Source organism: Thermoactinomyces sp. CICC 10735 (assembly GCF_016055175.1).
In the GTDB taxonomy this organism is placed as follows: domain Bacteria; phylum Bacillota; class Bacilli; order Thermoactinomycetales; family Thermoactinomycetaceae; genus Thermoactinomyces; species Thermoactinomyces vulgaris.
Map to the genome: position 1 here is coordinate 1 of NZ_JAECVT010000004.1, position 14468 is coordinate 14468.

Annotated in this window: 19 protein-coding genes and 1 tRNA gene; 1 reads left to right on the top strand and 19 read right to left on the bottom strand. The window is 44.3% G+C overall.

Annotated elements, in window-relative coordinates; genetic code table 11:
• Positions 1 to 230 precede the first annotated feature (230 nt).
• The 17 genes from I8U23_RS08935 to I8U23_RS09005 form a co-directional block, all read right to left on the bottom strand.
• Positions 231 to 749: an Imm6 family immunity protein gene (locus I8U23_RS08935; protein ID WP_037993606.1), complete on the bottom strand. Its 519-nt coding sequence runs from the start codon at positions 747 to 749 to the stop codon at positions 231 to 233.
• Positions 750 to 1049: 300 nt separating this feature from the next.
• On the bottom strand, positions 1050 to 1295 hold the full coding sequence (locus I8U23_RS13740) for an SMI1/KNR4 family protein (protein WP_370526930.1): 246 nt from the start codon (positions 1293 to 1295) through the stop codon (positions 1050 to 1052).
• A 150-nt stretch (positions 1296 to 1445) separates the two neighbouring features.
• A complete protein-coding gene (locus I8U23_RS08940) occupies positions 1446 to 2372 on the bottom strand; it encodes an Imm6 family immunity protein (protein ID WP_370526931.1) in 927 nt (308 codons plus the stop codon).
• Complete coding sequence (locus I8U23_RS13605) at positions 2373 to 2504, bottom strand: hypothetical protein (protein ID WP_255347150.1); 132 nt, start codon at positions 2502 to 2504, stop codon at positions 2373 to 2375.
• Positions 2505 to 2648: 144 nt separating this feature from the next.
• The gene (locus I8U23_RS08945; protein WP_037993611.1) at positions 2649 to 3167 is read right to left on the bottom strand and encodes an Imm6 family immunity protein; all 519 of its coding nucleotides are present in this window, start codon (positions 3165 to 3167) and stop codon (positions 2649 to 2651) included.
• Positions 3168 to 3298: 131 nt separating this feature from the next.
• Positions 3299 to 3796, bottom strand: a complete 498-nt coding sequence (locus I8U23_RS08950) for an SMI1/KNR4 family protein (protein WP_037993612.1) — start codon at positions 3794 to 3796, stop codon at positions 3299 to 3301.
• A 143-nt stretch (positions 3797 to 3939) separates the two neighbouring features.
• Entirely contained in the window at positions 3940 to 4464 is a 525-nt protein-coding gene (locus I8U23_RS08955; RefSeq protein ID WP_037993615.1) for an Imm6 family immunity protein, read from the bottom strand.
• Between the two features lie 30 nt (positions 4465 to 4494).
• A complete protein-coding gene (locus tag I8U23_RS08960) occupies positions 4495 to 4869 on the bottom strand; it encodes an SMI1/KNR4 family protein (protein WP_037993617.1) in 375 nt (124 codons plus the stop codon).
• A 148-nt stretch (positions 4870 to 5017) separates the two neighbouring features.
• On the bottom strand, positions 5018 to 5428 hold the full coding sequence (locus I8U23_RS08965; protein WP_309485135.1) for a P-loop NTPase family protein: 411 nt from the start codon (positions 5426 to 5428) through the stop codon (positions 5018 to 5020).
• Between the two features lie 436 nt (positions 5429 to 5864).
• On the bottom strand, positions 5865 to 6242 hold the full coding sequence (locus I8U23_RS08970) for a hypothetical protein (protein ID WP_198050923.1): 378 nt from the start codon (positions 6240 to 6242) through the stop codon (positions 5865 to 5867).
• 657 nt (positions 6243 to 6899) lie between these two features.
• Positions 6900 to 6976 (bottom strand) — tRNA-Arg (locus I8U23_RS08975).
• Between the two features lie 112 nt (positions 6977 to 7088).
• Positions 7089 to 7592, bottom strand: a complete 504-nt coding sequence (locus I8U23_RS08980) for a metallophosphoesterase family protein (RefSeq protein ID WP_037993619.1) — start codon at positions 7590 to 7592, stop codon at positions 7089 to 7091.
• A gap of 14 nt (positions 7593 to 7606) precedes the next feature.
• On the bottom strand, positions 7607 to 8230 hold the full coding sequence (locus tag I8U23_RS08985; protein ID WP_037993622.1) for an XTP/dITP diphosphatase: 624 nt from the start codon (positions 8228 to 8230) through the stop codon (positions 7607 to 7609).
• Between the two features lie 75 nt (positions 8231 to 8305).
• Positions 8306 to 9076 (bottom strand): ribonuclease PH, encoded by a 771-nt coding sequence (gene rph, locus I8U23_RS08990; RefSeq protein WP_037993623.1) that lies wholly within the window; start codon positions 9074 to 9076, stop codon positions 8306 to 8308.
• A 111-nt stretch (positions 9077 to 9187) separates the two neighbouring features.
• Positions 9188 to 10234: a GerMN domain-containing protein gene (locus I8U23_RS08995; protein WP_198050924.1), complete on the bottom strand. Its 1047-nt coding sequence runs from the start codon at positions 10232 to 10234 to the stop codon at positions 9188 to 9190.
• Between the two features lie 81 nt (positions 10235 to 10315).
• Complete coding sequence (gene racE, locus I8U23_RS09000; protein WP_232335506.1) at positions 10316 to 11137, bottom strand: glutamate racemase; 822 nt, start codon at positions 11135 to 11137, stop codon at positions 10316 to 10318.
• A gap of 117 nt (positions 11138 to 11254) precedes the next feature.
• The gene (locus I8U23_RS09005) at positions 11255 to 11704 is read right to left on the bottom strand and encodes a MarR family winged helix-turn-helix transcriptional regulator (RefSeq protein ID WP_181731865.1); all 450 of its coding nucleotides are present in this window, start codon (positions 11702 to 11704) and stop codon (positions 11255 to 11257) included.
• Between the two features lie 143 nt (positions 11705 to 11847).
• Here I8U23_RS09005 and speE point away from each other — a divergent pair, with 143 nt between their 5' ends.
• Positions 11848 to 12714 (top strand): polyamine aminopropyltransferase, encoded by an 867-nt coding sequence (gene speE, locus I8U23_RS09010; RefSeq protein WP_181731866.1) that lies wholly within the window; start codon positions 11848 to 11850, stop codon positions 12712 to 12714.
• Between the two features lie 59 nt (positions 12715 to 12773).
• Here the strand turns inward: speE and I8U23_RS09015 are convergent, their stop codons facing one another.
• Positions 12774 to 13775 (bottom strand): hypothetical protein, encoded by a 1002-nt coding sequence (locus tag I8U23_RS09015; RefSeq protein WP_198050925.1) that lies wholly within the window; start codon positions 13773 to 13775, stop codon positions 12774 to 12776.
• A 172-nt stretch (positions 13776 to 13947) separates the two neighbouring features.
• Positions 13948 to 14400 (bottom strand): MarR family winged helix-turn-helix transcriptional regulator, encoded by a 453-nt coding sequence (locus tag I8U23_RS09020; RefSeq protein ID WP_037993632.1) that lies wholly within the window; start codon positions 14398 to 14400, stop codon positions 13948 to 13950.
• Positions 14401 to 14468 lie beyond the last annotated feature (68 nt).

The following is a 14468-nucleotide window of genomic DNA, read 5'->3' on the forward strand; positions in this document are numbered from 1 at the left end:
AATTTATGTTTATACTCTGGTGGTGCTTGAACCTTTTCGGATGGAAGGACATATTTTTTCAAAAAAGAGAAATCACACATTGTTCTGATCACCTTTCAAGATATGAGATCAGACATAATTTCACCGCATCATTTAGTTATGACCCATAAAAACATGGTATCCCTGTTGCCATCTTTTACAAAACCATGGTCCGCTCCTGTCTCACCGGAAACGGACATCCAAACAACTTTTTATGAAATTATGTTCAACAACTCTTCTCTTTTGATCTTCTTGTCACTGCCTGACGGATAATGTTTCAGCAGGTATTCCTTTAAACGATCAGCCCATTCTTCTTGATATCCGACTGTTTTTACTATTTTTTCCATAAACTCATCTATCGTCCTGTCACTTTCACCTTCAAGAGATTGCGGCAGATATTCTTTTTCATATTGATAGGCTTGCCAGCACGTATAACACACTGCATCCAATACACATGCCCAGACTAATTTAACTTGGGGACTATATACTTTATCGCTCTCATATGCCACCCCTTCAATAAAAATCAATCCTTCCTCATCTTCGTTCTCCACATTCTCATAAAGATCATCACCATGATTCTTCTTCTCTTCCACCCATTCCCAACAAGCATCCATCGAAGTCCTCACTATTGCGTACCAATCATAATTTTCTATTGGATCAAGAACTCTCTCAGTCATTGTTAATAAAAATGCCGCTTTCGCATCCATATTTACTTTTTTATACCATTCCATCTCTTATCACCTCCGATTCATGGGGGTTGTCACATGGAGGGAAACATTATTCAAGAACCTATTCGTCATCAACGTATAAATAATAATTTTCTTTAGCATCTAATTTTCGTAAAAAGTCTTCAAGGGATTCCGCAATGATAATACCTGTATAGTCAACGGGATGGATTCCTTCTCTAGTCTCTTAACTCAATTCGAAAAAAATCATGGAATCATTTCCTACATCAAAAAAGGGGAATCGGTGTGGTTGCTCTGCTATTTCATCCACTAAATAGTAATCTTCCCAAATGTCTTCACCCAAGATCAAATCTGCGATGAATGGGGACCCATAATCAGGTTATCAAAAGTCTTCTGATGAAAGCACATAAAGCCATATCCAATCTGCAAGTAAAATTCCCGTAACTCTTTTGGAAACGTTCGATTCAGTCTTTTTTCTGCTTCTTCAACTTCACTTCTATCAAGAGGATAAAATTTATGTTTATACTCTGGTGGTGCTTGAACCTTTTCGGATGGAAGGACATATTTTTTCAAAAAAGAGAAATCACACATTGTTCTGATCACCTTTCAAAATATGAGATCAGACATAATTTCACCGCATCATTTAGTTATGACCCATAAAAACATGGTATCCCTGTTGCCATCTTTTACAAAACCATGGTCCGCTCCTGTTTCAACGGAAACGGACTTCCAAACAACTTTTTATGCAATCAAGTTCAACAACTCTTCTCTTTTGATCTTCTTGTCACTGCCTGACGGATAATGTTTCAGCAGGTATTCCTTTAAACGATCAGCCCATTCTTCTTGATATCCATCTACTTTTGCTATCTCTTTTGTAAATTCATCAATTATTTCATCATCAACGGTTTCAATTGGTTGTGGAACAGCTATCGCATTTTCATATTCATAAGCCTGCCAAATCGTATATTCCATCGCATAATTAAAACATAACCAAATCACCTCTTGCTGAGGATCTTCTGCAAACTCATAATACATGGCGACTCCCTGAGCTTCATCATTTACAAAAACTTCATAAATATCATCGGCATGATGCTTTTTTTCTTCCACCCATCCCCAGCACATGCTGATTGCCTTTCTTACATCTTTTTTCCCTTCAGCTACCTGATTAATGATTTTTTCAGTTAAACAGAGTAAATATGCCACTCCAGCCTCACTATTAATATTCATATACCATTGCATAAATCTTCCTCCAAGTAATTCCTCAAAAATCCCGCGCTCCATAAATAACGGAATAGAATTAATCCTCAACCTCTTATAAGTAAATCGTACATAATAATCTTGTTCGGCATCTAACTTTCTTAAAAACTCTTCCAATGAATTTGCAACCTTCAGACCTGTATAATCTACGGAGTGATTTCTGTTATCTGTTTCCAGACTCAAATCCAAGGAAATCATGATATCATCGCCAACCTCAAAAAAAGGAAATAAGTGTGATTCCTCTGCGAATTCATCTGACAGATAATAATCTTCATAGACATTTATACCCAAAAGCAGATCCGCCACGGAACCCGGATCCATAATCCGATTGATGGACATCCGATCTTTGATTGTCCACATAAAGCCGTAACCAATCTGCAAATAAAATTCCCTTAACTCTTTTGGGAACATTCAATTGAGTCTTTTTTCCGCTTCTTCCACTTCACTTATATCAAGAGGATAAAATTTATGTTTATACTCTGGTGGTGCTTGAACCTTTTCGGATGGAAGGACATATTTTTTCAAAAAAGAAAAGTCGCTCATTGCTCTGATCACCTTTCAAGATATGAGATCAATGATTTCACCGCATCATTAGATAACCCATTGAAACATGTTACCCCTGCTGCCATCTTTTACAAAACCAAAGCCCGCTCCTGTTTCAACGGAAACGGACTTCCAAACAACTTTTTATGTAATCAAGTTCAACAACTCTTCTCTTTGGATCTTCTTGTCACTGCCTGACGGATAATGTTTCAGCAGGTATTCCTTTAAACGCTCAGCCCACTCTTCTTGGTAGCTGTTTACTTTTTTTATTTCTTCCATAAATTCATTTGGCGTATTTTCATCATTGACCGGTTCAATAGGTTGCGGAACTTCATTTTGCTCACCAGCAAGGATATATGCTTGTTTTATGGTGTATGATACGGCATCCAGAACACACCAAAAAGCTGACTCTGCTTGAGAATTTCCTGAAAACGGATCTGTTAAAGTCGTGACAACAAACAATCCCTCGTCTTCATCGTCTATCTCCAAATACATGTCGAGTCCACTTAACTTTTTTTCCTCGATCCATTTCCAACACAAATCCATGGACTTTCTTATTGCCGGAAACCAATCAAATTTAGTTAATTTATCTAAAACTTTCTCAGATAAAGCTAAAAAATAAGCCGCTCTCGCATCCATATTTACCTTTTTGTACCACTCCACACTCTATTGCCTCCCAAGTTCGTTACATTGTTCCATAATATCGGCCGCAAAATCGGAATCAACTTTTCAGCATTTGATATTCTATCGTTCAATCAGGTGCCACTATATTTTTTATAATGGGGGAAAATCTTTCAAAAACCCGATTTATCATCAACAACATTGATATAATAATTTTCTTTAGCATCTAACTTACGTAAAAAATCTTCAAGGGATTCCGCAATGATCACCCTTCCATAGTCAGCCGGATGAATTCCTTCTCTTGTCTCTTGACTCAAATCGAAAAAAATCAAGTCATCATTACCCAAGAAAAAAAACGGGAATAAATGCGGTTCTCCGATCTCTTCCATCAGATCATAATCTTCCCAAATGTCTTCACCCAAGATCAAATCTGCAAGGGAATCGGAATCCATGATACGGTTATCAAAAGTCTTCTGATGAATACACATAAAGCCATATCCAATTTGCAAATAAAATTCCCTTAACTCTTTTGGAAACGTTCGATTGAGTCTATGTTCCGCTTCTTCCACTTCACATATATCCAGAGGATAAAATACATGTTTATACTCTGGTGGTGCTTGAACGTTTACGGATGGAAGGACATATTTTTTCAAAAAAGAAAAGTCGCTCATTGCTCTGATCACCTCCAAAAAATGAAATCGAATCATTCAATGATAACCTATGGAAACACGTTACTTTTCTTTCACCTTTAACAAAAACAAAACCCGCACCTTTTGACCGGGCGGGCTTTCAAAGAAATCCATGAAACCGATTTTTACGCAATCAAGCTCAACAATTCTTCTCTTTGGATCTTCTTGTCACTGCCTGCCGGGTGGTTTTTTATCAGGTATTGTTTTAACCGCTCAGCCCATTTTTCTTGGTAATCATGAATCTGGCAAATTTTTCTCATAAATTCGCCGTCTGTAAATTCATCATTTACAACTTCAATTGCTTGCGGAACATAGCCTTTCTCTTCATACTTACAGGCTTGCCAAACCGTGTAGGCCACTGCATCGATTACACAGAAAAACGCAAGTTCATCTTCATCGTCATCTAAACCAGCATCGACTTCATTTATGTGAATTGAAAATAACCCTGTTTCTGATTCTTCATCATCAAGCCTTTCATAAAGATCATGTCCACTCCATCCTTTTTCCTCAATCCAATCCCAACACATGTTCATGGTTTCTTTTACATGAGGAAACCATTCATAATGACTGATTTTATCCAATACTTTTTCTGTTAAAGATAAATAAAAAGCCGCCTTTGCATCTTCACTAACATGATCATACCATTTCATAACGACCCCTCGATCCAATCCGGATGATATTCAAAGGATTATGAATATATATACCATCCCCAGGATAATCCATCTTTTGTTGTAAAGAAATATCTCATAGTCCTCTTTTGTCTTTCTTTCATTGCTGATGATACAATCATCAAGAGATATTTTTAAACGACGTTTACTGACATCCCACTTTAACAGAGTGAGAAATTTTGAATAAAACGATTCGTGAGGTTCGTTTTTCTGTTTGGTTTGAAGAAGATGATTTTTTAGATCTCCAAAGTCAATCGTATCAGGACTTGGTTGGGTTCCATGAGAAATAATTGCAATTTGTCGGAAATCGGAAGGGAGTTGAATCCCAAAATTTTTTTCTATCTGATCAATTGATTGCTTATCAGCAGGCACCTTGCTTTTCTGCATTTCATAATGTGCATCTCTAAGCTTTCAAATTTGGATCAGAGGTTCTGCAGAAATCTGAATAGCAAGCTGTTTACACTGTTTTGTTAAAATAACTGTTTGACCTTTCTTTGTCCCTTTTTTCAGTTCGGATTTCCCGTGCAATTTTTTCTTACTTATTTCTCTCTTCCTGCCTTTTGATATTTTCCAGAAAACGATGCATTGCTTGTTTGCTCTTTAAGATGACAACCGTTTTGCCAGCACCGGATTTTTGAAAAGCTTCTAATCGCTCCATCATTTTTCTCCGGCGGGAATCATAAGTGGTAAATACATACTTTATGAAATCCTTATTCCATCTTTCCGGACACCCTTCTCCCATACGCCGCGCTTTCCCCATGTTCACCAAAAAGCGCCTGATCACACGCAACAGGCACAGATATCGGGGCAGTTCCAAATAGATTATTGTATCCGCATGTTCTGCCCGGATCTCAAACGTACGACTGTAATTCCCTTCCACAATCCATTGGCATTGGTTCACAATTTCTTGCTGAGCTGCGACGAACTCCTCCGGGGAAGACTCCACCCAGCCCGGTTTTCAATAGAAAGCATCCAAATGATAAACACGGATCTTTAAGATTTGCCCTAATTTCCGCGCAAACGTCGATTTCCCAACTCCGGATGAAACCCCGATCACCATAATGCGGTTCACCACATGCCACCCCCTTTTCCCGTTTCCGGCCACAGAACCGGCCATTCCGGTTCAAGACCACACTTTGCAAGATACACGACAGCGCCACTTCCCTCCGCTTTGATCGTCGAAAAACCTCTCTAACAAAAATGATTCGCTCTTTTCGGCGCTTCTTTTCGTTTTTTATGTGCATAAAAGGTTACAAAACGCACATTTTGTAAAGATGATTCGGCAAACAACGCTGTTTTACGCACAGACCATCTGAATCCGGCTGACAACAGCCAGGCTTTGCTTTGCATGCACACAAAAAAATAACAGCCTGAAAAGGCAGTTATACCAGCACCGCACCGCGTTTTTTCCGTATGGATTCGTGAAACTCCGCCAATTGGCGGCAGCTTTCGGTTGGCACCCGTATTCTCTCTCCATCCAACCGTATGTACATTCCATCTTCTTTCGCTTCTTCATACGGATATTTGTCCAGCAACCAGAGTGCATTGATTTCGAAGTCTTCTATATCAGTGACAAAGCTGCATCCGCAATAAATCAACCCGATTTTCCGTCCTCTCATCCACCGATATTCTTCAATGTTTCCTTTTCTCTCTGCTTCCATCATCCGTACGTAAAAATCCACGGCTTTCGGCGGGAAACCCAAAATCGTCCCCAAAATCCGGTCGGCTTCTTTCGCGGATAGCGTTCCGCTGCGTTTCACTTCTGCGTGGAATAAAGATTAGATCAGCTCGTTTTGAAAGAACAAGTAAAAAGGTCAAATCATAATCTTTATCCCCGACCATACGGGTAATTGTCCAGCAAATACTCCATGTGTCCCGTTTTCCATCTTTCAAGGGGAATTTCCAAGAAGGCCGGTTTGTACCCTTATAAGAACGCATCCACCGCACGCAAGTTCATCGCTCCCCCGCTTACAATTGTGCGGGTATTTTATTCGTTATAGCCGCTATGATTCCTGCATAAAAAAACGCCCGTGACGGGCGCCAACCGTTCAACCGTCGTCTTCCCCGCATCCGTCGTATTCTTCGTATCCGCAGTTGCTGCAATACACGTAGCCGTCCCGGGACTTTCCCAATGTTTGTTCACCACAGCGAAGGCAAAGGGGTGCCATCTTTCAAGCCTCCTTCCGTTTGTGGCGGGTCTCGGATCGGCATTGTGAATAAAATTAATAATTTCCTTTATATTTTTATTATAACCCATTCAATACCGGATATTAAAAACCTGGAAATGTCAGCCGGGCCCGTTTTTCATCACAGTGGAGAAGTCTGTGCTTCGTGTTGGCAGGTTCCCCTTCACAGACACAAAAAAACGTTTGCCCCGTCCATATAGGGAAGGGGCAAACGTATTCCCTTGATCATTTTGGCGTCCCAGGAGAGATTCGAACTCCCGACCGACGGCTTAGAAGGCCGCTGCTCTATCCAGCTGAGCTACTGGGACATTTTTCTAATTCGCTGTGACGACACAAAATATTTTACAACAGATTATTCTTTCCGTCAACCACTTTTTTTATTTCAGCGAAAAAAACAGGCAAAAGGAAAAGGAATTATCGTTACGACAATTCCCCTTCAAATCCTCGCTCGGTAATCGGAGTTCCATCGGTTTGGTAGAATACCACTTTGATCTTCCCGTCTTTTTTCTCCAAAACAGCATAGGTCGGCACAGTAAAGCCCCGGGGTTGCGTGATGCTTCCGGGATTGATCAGCAAGACGCCGTCTTCTTCTTCACACACCGGGAAATGGGAGTGGCCGAAACAAGCAATTTGCGCTCCCGCCTCCTGCGCCCGGTATTTGACGGGAAGCAAAGATTCTTTCACCCGGTACCGGTGGCCGTGCGTGACAAAAAAGCGAAGGGAATCCGCTTCAAAGACCTCTTCCTCGGAAACTTCTTCCCAATCGCAATTGCCTCTCACCACAGTCAACGGCACAGAGGGAAGTTCCGATCGGCCGGTGCAAAAATCTCCGCAATGGATCACATGATCGGCTTTCACCCGGTCCACGATTTCATTCAACCGTTTCGCCCGGCCGTGTGAATCGCTGATGATCAACACTTTCATCATCATTCCTCCCCTTATGAAAAATGATACATGTTCTTCATCTCTTCGATCAACAGACGAGTGGCTTTCCCGCGGTGACTGATGGCGAATTTTTCTTGATTGCTCAGCTCCGCCATTGTTTTGTGAAGCGAAGGCACATAAAAAAGCGGATCATAGCCGAAACCTTGATCGCCTCTCGGCTCCCGGGTGATCTCCCCGTGGCACGTTCCTTCCACGGTTTTGGTCGGTTCACCGGGCACGGCCAGCGCCATGACGCAAACGTAGTAAGCCTGGCGTTTCTCTTGCGGGATGGATTCCATTTGCTTCAGCAATTTCCGGTTGTTCTCTTCATCTGTGGCATTTTCTCCCGCATAGCGGGCCGAATAAACGCCAGGCTCCCCGTTTAGCGCCGGAACCACCAGCCCGGAATCATCTGAAACCACCGGGGCATTCAAATGCCGGGAAATTGTTTCCGCTTTTTTGACGGCATTGCCTTCAAAAGTATCCTGATCCTCCACAATGCCGGGCAAATCTTGAAAGTCTTTCAACCCTTTGACATCCAGGTTCAAATGCTCCAAAAACAGTTCCCGGAATTGTTCCAGTTTGTTTCGGTTTCCCGTCGCAATGATGATATACGGAAAAGGCCAGTTTCTTTTCATTTTTCTCTTCCTTTCCCTCTCAGTGGTTCATGGGAAAGCCCATGAACAATAAAAAAGCTCATGGGCCCGTTTTGATTATTTGGTTGCCGAAGAACTTTCCTCCGAAACGGTTTCCCCCACCAGTTCGGCGTCGCTGCCCAAGATTTCTTTTTGCATGCGAATCAATTCAGACGTTCCTTTTTTGGCCAGCTCTAAGAGTTGGAAAAGCTGGTCGCCCGAAAAAGGAGATTCTTCGCCGGTTCCCTGGATTTCCACATATTTGCCGAGACCCGTCATGACTATATTCATATCCACAATGGCGGAGGAGTCTTCTTCATAACAAAGATCCAAGAGCACTTCTTCCCCGACGATCCCCACACTGGTCGCAGCCAAAAAGTCTTTGACCGGCATCTCTTTTAAAACACCGTTTTTCACCATGGGAGCCAGTGCATCCACCATGGCTACAAACGCTCCGGTAATCGCCGCGGTACGGGTTCCGCCGTCCGCCTGGATCACGTCGCAGTCGATCCACAGGGTTCTTTCACCGATGGCGGATAAATCCACAACGGAACGGAGCGCCCTTCCAATCAGGCGCTGGATTTCCATCGTCCGGCCGCTGACTTTCCCCCGGCTGGATTCGCGAACGGTCCGTTGATGGGTTGCTCTCGGCAACATCGAATACTCCGCGGTAATCCACCCTTTACCGGAATTTCTCAAAAAAGGGGGGACTCTTTCTTCCACCGTCGCCGTGCAAATGACCCGGGTATCCCCCACAGTTATGTAAACGGAACCTTCCGCCGTCTTGATAAAGCCTCGCTGCATTTCCACTTTTCTTAGTTCATGATTTGCGCGTCCATCGGTTCTCAATGATGCTTCCCTCCTGTGCCAAGTTCCTTTAGTATAGCATACCCTTATCCCAAATTCCGAATGAGAAAAGAAAAAAGGAATGAAATTTGACTCATTCCTTTTGCACCTGCATCAGGATTTATTTGGATTGACAAAGACCGGCCGGGCCACGGGCTGGCTGACGGTTCCTTCCCCTTCCACGGCAACGCTTTGTTTTCCGTTCACGGTCAATTGCACTTTATCCGCATCGGTGTTTTCCGTCAAGGACAACACGATCGTTTGGATGGCGTCTTTGGAAGCGCTGTTCTTTCCGTACTGTAACAGTTGCTCTCCCAGATCCGCCGACACCACCTTGCCTTTGACCTGAACTTTATTCACCGCCAGGGTGTTGTCCAGCGCCGCACTCAAACCGGAATCGTATTGCGGCCCTTTGATCAGCTCATTCATCACCGTTTCGCCGATTTGGTCCGATGAATTGACCATCCGGGTCACCGGCACATAGTAAATTTCGTTATTGGGCAATTGCCCCATGAAATACAGGATGACCGGCATGCTCCGCGTCAGGTCCGTTCCTTCGGCCACCTCCAGATTGATCCCGTCTTTGCGGGTCAAACCTTGAGCCGGTGTCTTTTTCTTCGGCATGACCGCAAGCGGTTTCCCATCGACCCAGATATTCACCTGGTCAATGGTGGGAAAACCCGTCAACGTCCAAGTCACGGCACTTAACAAATCCTCTTCTTCATCCTCTTTGTAGTTCAAAAATTCTTTTGAAAAGTCAATGGTTGCAACCCCGTCTGAAATATTTAACGCCTTCACCTGCGTTCCTTTGGGCAGAATCGGAGTCATCCCTTCCGGCAGCATGGACGCTCCCGGTCCTTCCTTCACCATGAACTTTAACACTTCTTTGGCAATCCCTGTGGAAGCCGGAAGATTCAAGGTATAAGGAGCGACGTGGCCGTTATTCGTTTTGAAATAAAGTTCGACCCCGGTCGTCTTTTCCTGTTTGTCATCCTTTTTTTCTTGGCCGGCCCCCACCGGCGTCGCGTTGTCCAAATTGGCATTGGCCGGGGGCGGGTCAATGGGCTTGGTGGATTCTTTTCCCGGTCCGAACATGCATCCGGTCACCAGCAAAGGAATGAATAATAGAAAAACGGCTGAGCGTATGAATCTTTGATCCATGAACAATCTCCCCCCAAGGACAAGTCATTTATTACATGTATACGGGCATGGGGGGAATTTAGCACTTTCCGGAACAAAATTTTATCCCACCGAAGGGAAATAAAGCTCCACCTGTTCCACCTTGACCGGAAAACCAAACCAGTCTTCGGCAATCTTCGAAAAGCTTTCCGTCGACCCCGTCGTAAAGAAGCGGTGTTTGGGCGAATGCTGATCCGAAAGCAATTGTTGGTGCTGCAAAATCGTGCTTAACTCCACCGCGGTTTCTTCCGCCGAGCTGATGATGGACACCGATTCGCTCACCGCTTTTCGGATGGAATCCGCCAAAAGGGGATAATGCGTGCATCCGAGAATCAAGGTGTCCATGGAAGTGTTCCGGAGCGGGGACAACGTGTCGGCAACTATGTCATCGGCCAAAGCGGTATGGCGATACCCGCTTTCCACCAGCGGCACAAAGGCCGGACAGGCCAGACTGTGAATGGTCAAGTCGGGATGGATTTTGCGGAGAGCCTGTTCATAAGCCCCGCTTTGAATCGTTCCCTGCGTGCCGATCACGCCAATCGTTTTGTTTTTCGTCGCTTTAATGGCCGCCCGCGCTCCGGGATCAATCACTCCCAGGACCGGAATGTCCACCTGTTCTCTCACCAAATCCAGCGCTGCGGCGGTTGCGGTATTGCACGCGATCAAAATCGCTTTGATCGGATGATTCATCAAAAACCGGACAATGCCCATGGTGAATTTCCGGACTTCTTCTTTGCTGCGGGGGCCATACGGACAGCGTTTGGTATCCCCCACATAATAAATGGTCTCCCGGGGCAACTGCCGCATCACTTCACGGGCAACGGTCAACCCGCCGACCCCGGAATCAAGGATGCCGATCGCCCGGTCTCTGGTTTGCTGCATCATACAAAAATCCAACTCCTATCCCTCTGTCTCAACCGGATATGATATCATATTGGTTTCCCCAAGAATTGGAACACAGGCAACAAAAACCTCCATTCGGTGCATGAATGGAGGAAAACCTCAATCTTTTTTCATTTCATGATACAAAACGGATAAATGTTTTTGGATTTGCTCCGTCTCTTCAGATGACAAATGCGAGAGAATGTCGGACAAATACTGCCGACGGGCTGCCAAAACTTCATCGATGATTTTCCGCCCTTTATCCAATAAACGGATCCGCACCACGCGCCGGTCACGTTCATCCCTTATCCGTTCCACCACTTCGTTTTTCTCCATCCGGTCAATCAAATCGGTCATCGTACTGCAAGCCAAAAACATTTTTTGACTCAATTCCCCGATGGTTAAATCCCCGTTTTCCTGAAGCAACAACAAAGCGGAAAACTGGGGAGGGGTCACCGGAAACCGGTCCAGGATTTCCCTTCCTTTTCTTTTGACAATCACACTGATTTCCCGCAATAAAAATTCGATTTCAGCAAATCGCTCGTAAGAGACCGGCTTTTTCTTTTCCATAAGCCTCTCCTTTATTTCAAACTTTCATCATACCCTTATCAAGAAAGTATATATAAAATTATACACCTTGACAAACCAAATCCAGTAAACAAAAAACTGCAAAACGGTGACACATCTGATAAAATGGTGTCTCGGTAACATATATGAAGGAGGTTGGACGGTTGAACCAAACACCTGAATTTCTGCAAGAAAAAAACGGGGATTTATGGCTGATCGAAGATGAACGGGAAAACATGAAGGTGAGTTACCGGATCAAAGAAGTGGTGTTTTCGGAAAAATCCCCTTTTCAACATGTCATGATTTTGGATTCATATGATTTCGGCCGCATGCTCGTTTTGGACGGCGTGGTGCAAACCACTTCCCTGGACGGCCACATCTACAATGAAATGATCACCCACATCCCGCTTTCCATCCACCCGAATCCCGAGCGCGTGCTGATCATCGGGGGCGGGGACTGCGGAGCCGCCCGGGAAGTATGCAAATATGAGAATGTCAAAGAAATCGACATGGTGGAAATTGACGAGCTGGTGGTCGACGCCTGCAAAAAATACCTGCCGGCGGTTTCCGGAAATCTTTCCGATCCCCGGGTGAACTTTATTTTTAATGACGGGATCAAACATGTGGAAAACATTCGGGATCACTACGATGTGATCATCGTGGACTCCTCCGATCCCGTGGGCCCTGCCAGAGCGCTTTTTGAAAAAAGCTTCTATGAAAACATCCACCGGGCTTTAAAAGAAGACGGATTAATGGTGTGCCAAAGCCAGTCCCCGCTGTTTCACCGATCCGTCATGAACCAAACCATCCGCCACATCCGCGATCTGTATCCGGCCGTCAAAGTATACACGGCAACGGTTCCCACCTATCCGGGCGGCTTCTGGAGCTTCACCCTGGGCTCCAAAAATTATGATCAAGTGTATGTGGACCGCTTCGAAAAAGACACCAAATACGTCAACCATTCCATCCTGACCACCTGTTTTGACGTGCCGGCCTTTTTGAAACATGATTAAATTAAAATACACTTCTTCAGAAACAAAAAAATCCCTCCTGTTTGAAGGAGGGATTTTGCTTAATCGTTTTCCTGCAATTGATTCAATAAATTTCGCCAACCGTGAAGGTGCGCCAGCGTCGTCACTTCACGCCGGATTTTTTCGTGGCGGCAATCGGCAAAATCGGCAAACACTTGCTCCAGATCCCCGATTTCCCGTTTGACCAAGGGACAATCCAAATATCCGAGCAAATGAATAAACCATTCATAATTGCCGTTTAATGCCTCTTCTTTTAACTCTTCTATGGTAAAGAGCTGATAAAAAGGGAATTGATCCAAGGCCAGAACCACATCAAAGGGAGCATCCACCGGCAATTTTCCGGCAGGTTTCTCCTCTGACGCCAGTTTATTTAAGGTTTGCCTCTTCCCTTCCAGGTATGGGCACGGCCTGTAGTGGACAAACAGATAAAAAATGCCCCATTGATCCTCCATCGGGATGCGGTACAAGGAGAAAATGGAACCGGAGTAATTCGTGTACCATTGCGACCACTGCCCTCCGTCCGCAGTGGCCGTCACCATCCGGTCGGTGCGCAAAAAAGGATTGAACGCCGCGCTGTTTTCCAAGTTAACCATTTCATGTTCGTAATGGCCGACGCCTATGTAAAAAGAAGACCATTTCAAACGCTCCTCCGTCAGCGGTGTCAACTGCCGCTGGCTGGTTCCTCTCCAAACTCGCGGGATCGTGTGATGAGGCAAGCGCATTTGCTCCATTTGCCAACCCGGCGACAAATAATAATCTGAAAAGCGACGGACTTCATCCAAATCGGCCGGAATGGCCAACGGATGTGAAACACATCCTTGAAAGATTGCAAAAATTTGATGTTCCACCAAAGGTTGATAGGCAAGCACAATACCGCGGGGAATACTCAGATCCTTTGCTTCGGCAAAAACGATCAAATCAGCTTCCCGATCCATGAACTGTGCCAGCTCATCCAAAAAAGCAGCTTCATCCAAAAACTCAAATCCCGTTTCCTGCCAACGCTGATCCCATTTCCAGCTTTGCAACCAGCCGGGTAGCTGCATAAAGATCATCCTTTTTATCAATATCCTTGAATTGTATTGAATACACAACTTTCGCCATTTGACAAATCCGCCCTCCATTTCTGATCTTTTTTAAGGGGGATTTTTCTCTTTTTTTACTGGCATTTTGGCTTCTTTTTGCAGTGATAGACCCTTCAACATTTTCCGAAAAAATTTATTCCGCCCGTTTTTCGTCGTTTACAATTCTCTCCAGTTTTTCATAAATTTCCAACAAGCGGATCAAATCGTCTTGGGACAAATTGGACAAATAATGTTTCACCACTTCTTCACTGATTTTTTTCGCTTTGGACAATATATTTTTTCCTTCTTCCGTCAGTTCAATGACAACCACACGACGGTCAAAAGCATCCTGGGAGCGCCTTACCCACTGGTGGGCTTCCAAACGGTCTATCATCAACGTCACCGCACTGGGCTTGACCTCCATCATGTTTGCAATGTCGGTCGCCCGGCATCGGTCGCTCGATCCGATATAATTCAATATATGAAACTGCGCCCGGGTCAAACCGATTTCGGATAACGCCGTGGTGATATGCTGTCCGATTCTCCGGGTAATGGCATATTGTTTCATTTGAATGTTGGTAATAATGTTCTCATGATCAAATGTCATCCGTCTCCCCGCTTTCCATCTCATTCCCATTGGTTAGGAAAGTTAATATTTAATTTTATTAAATATTA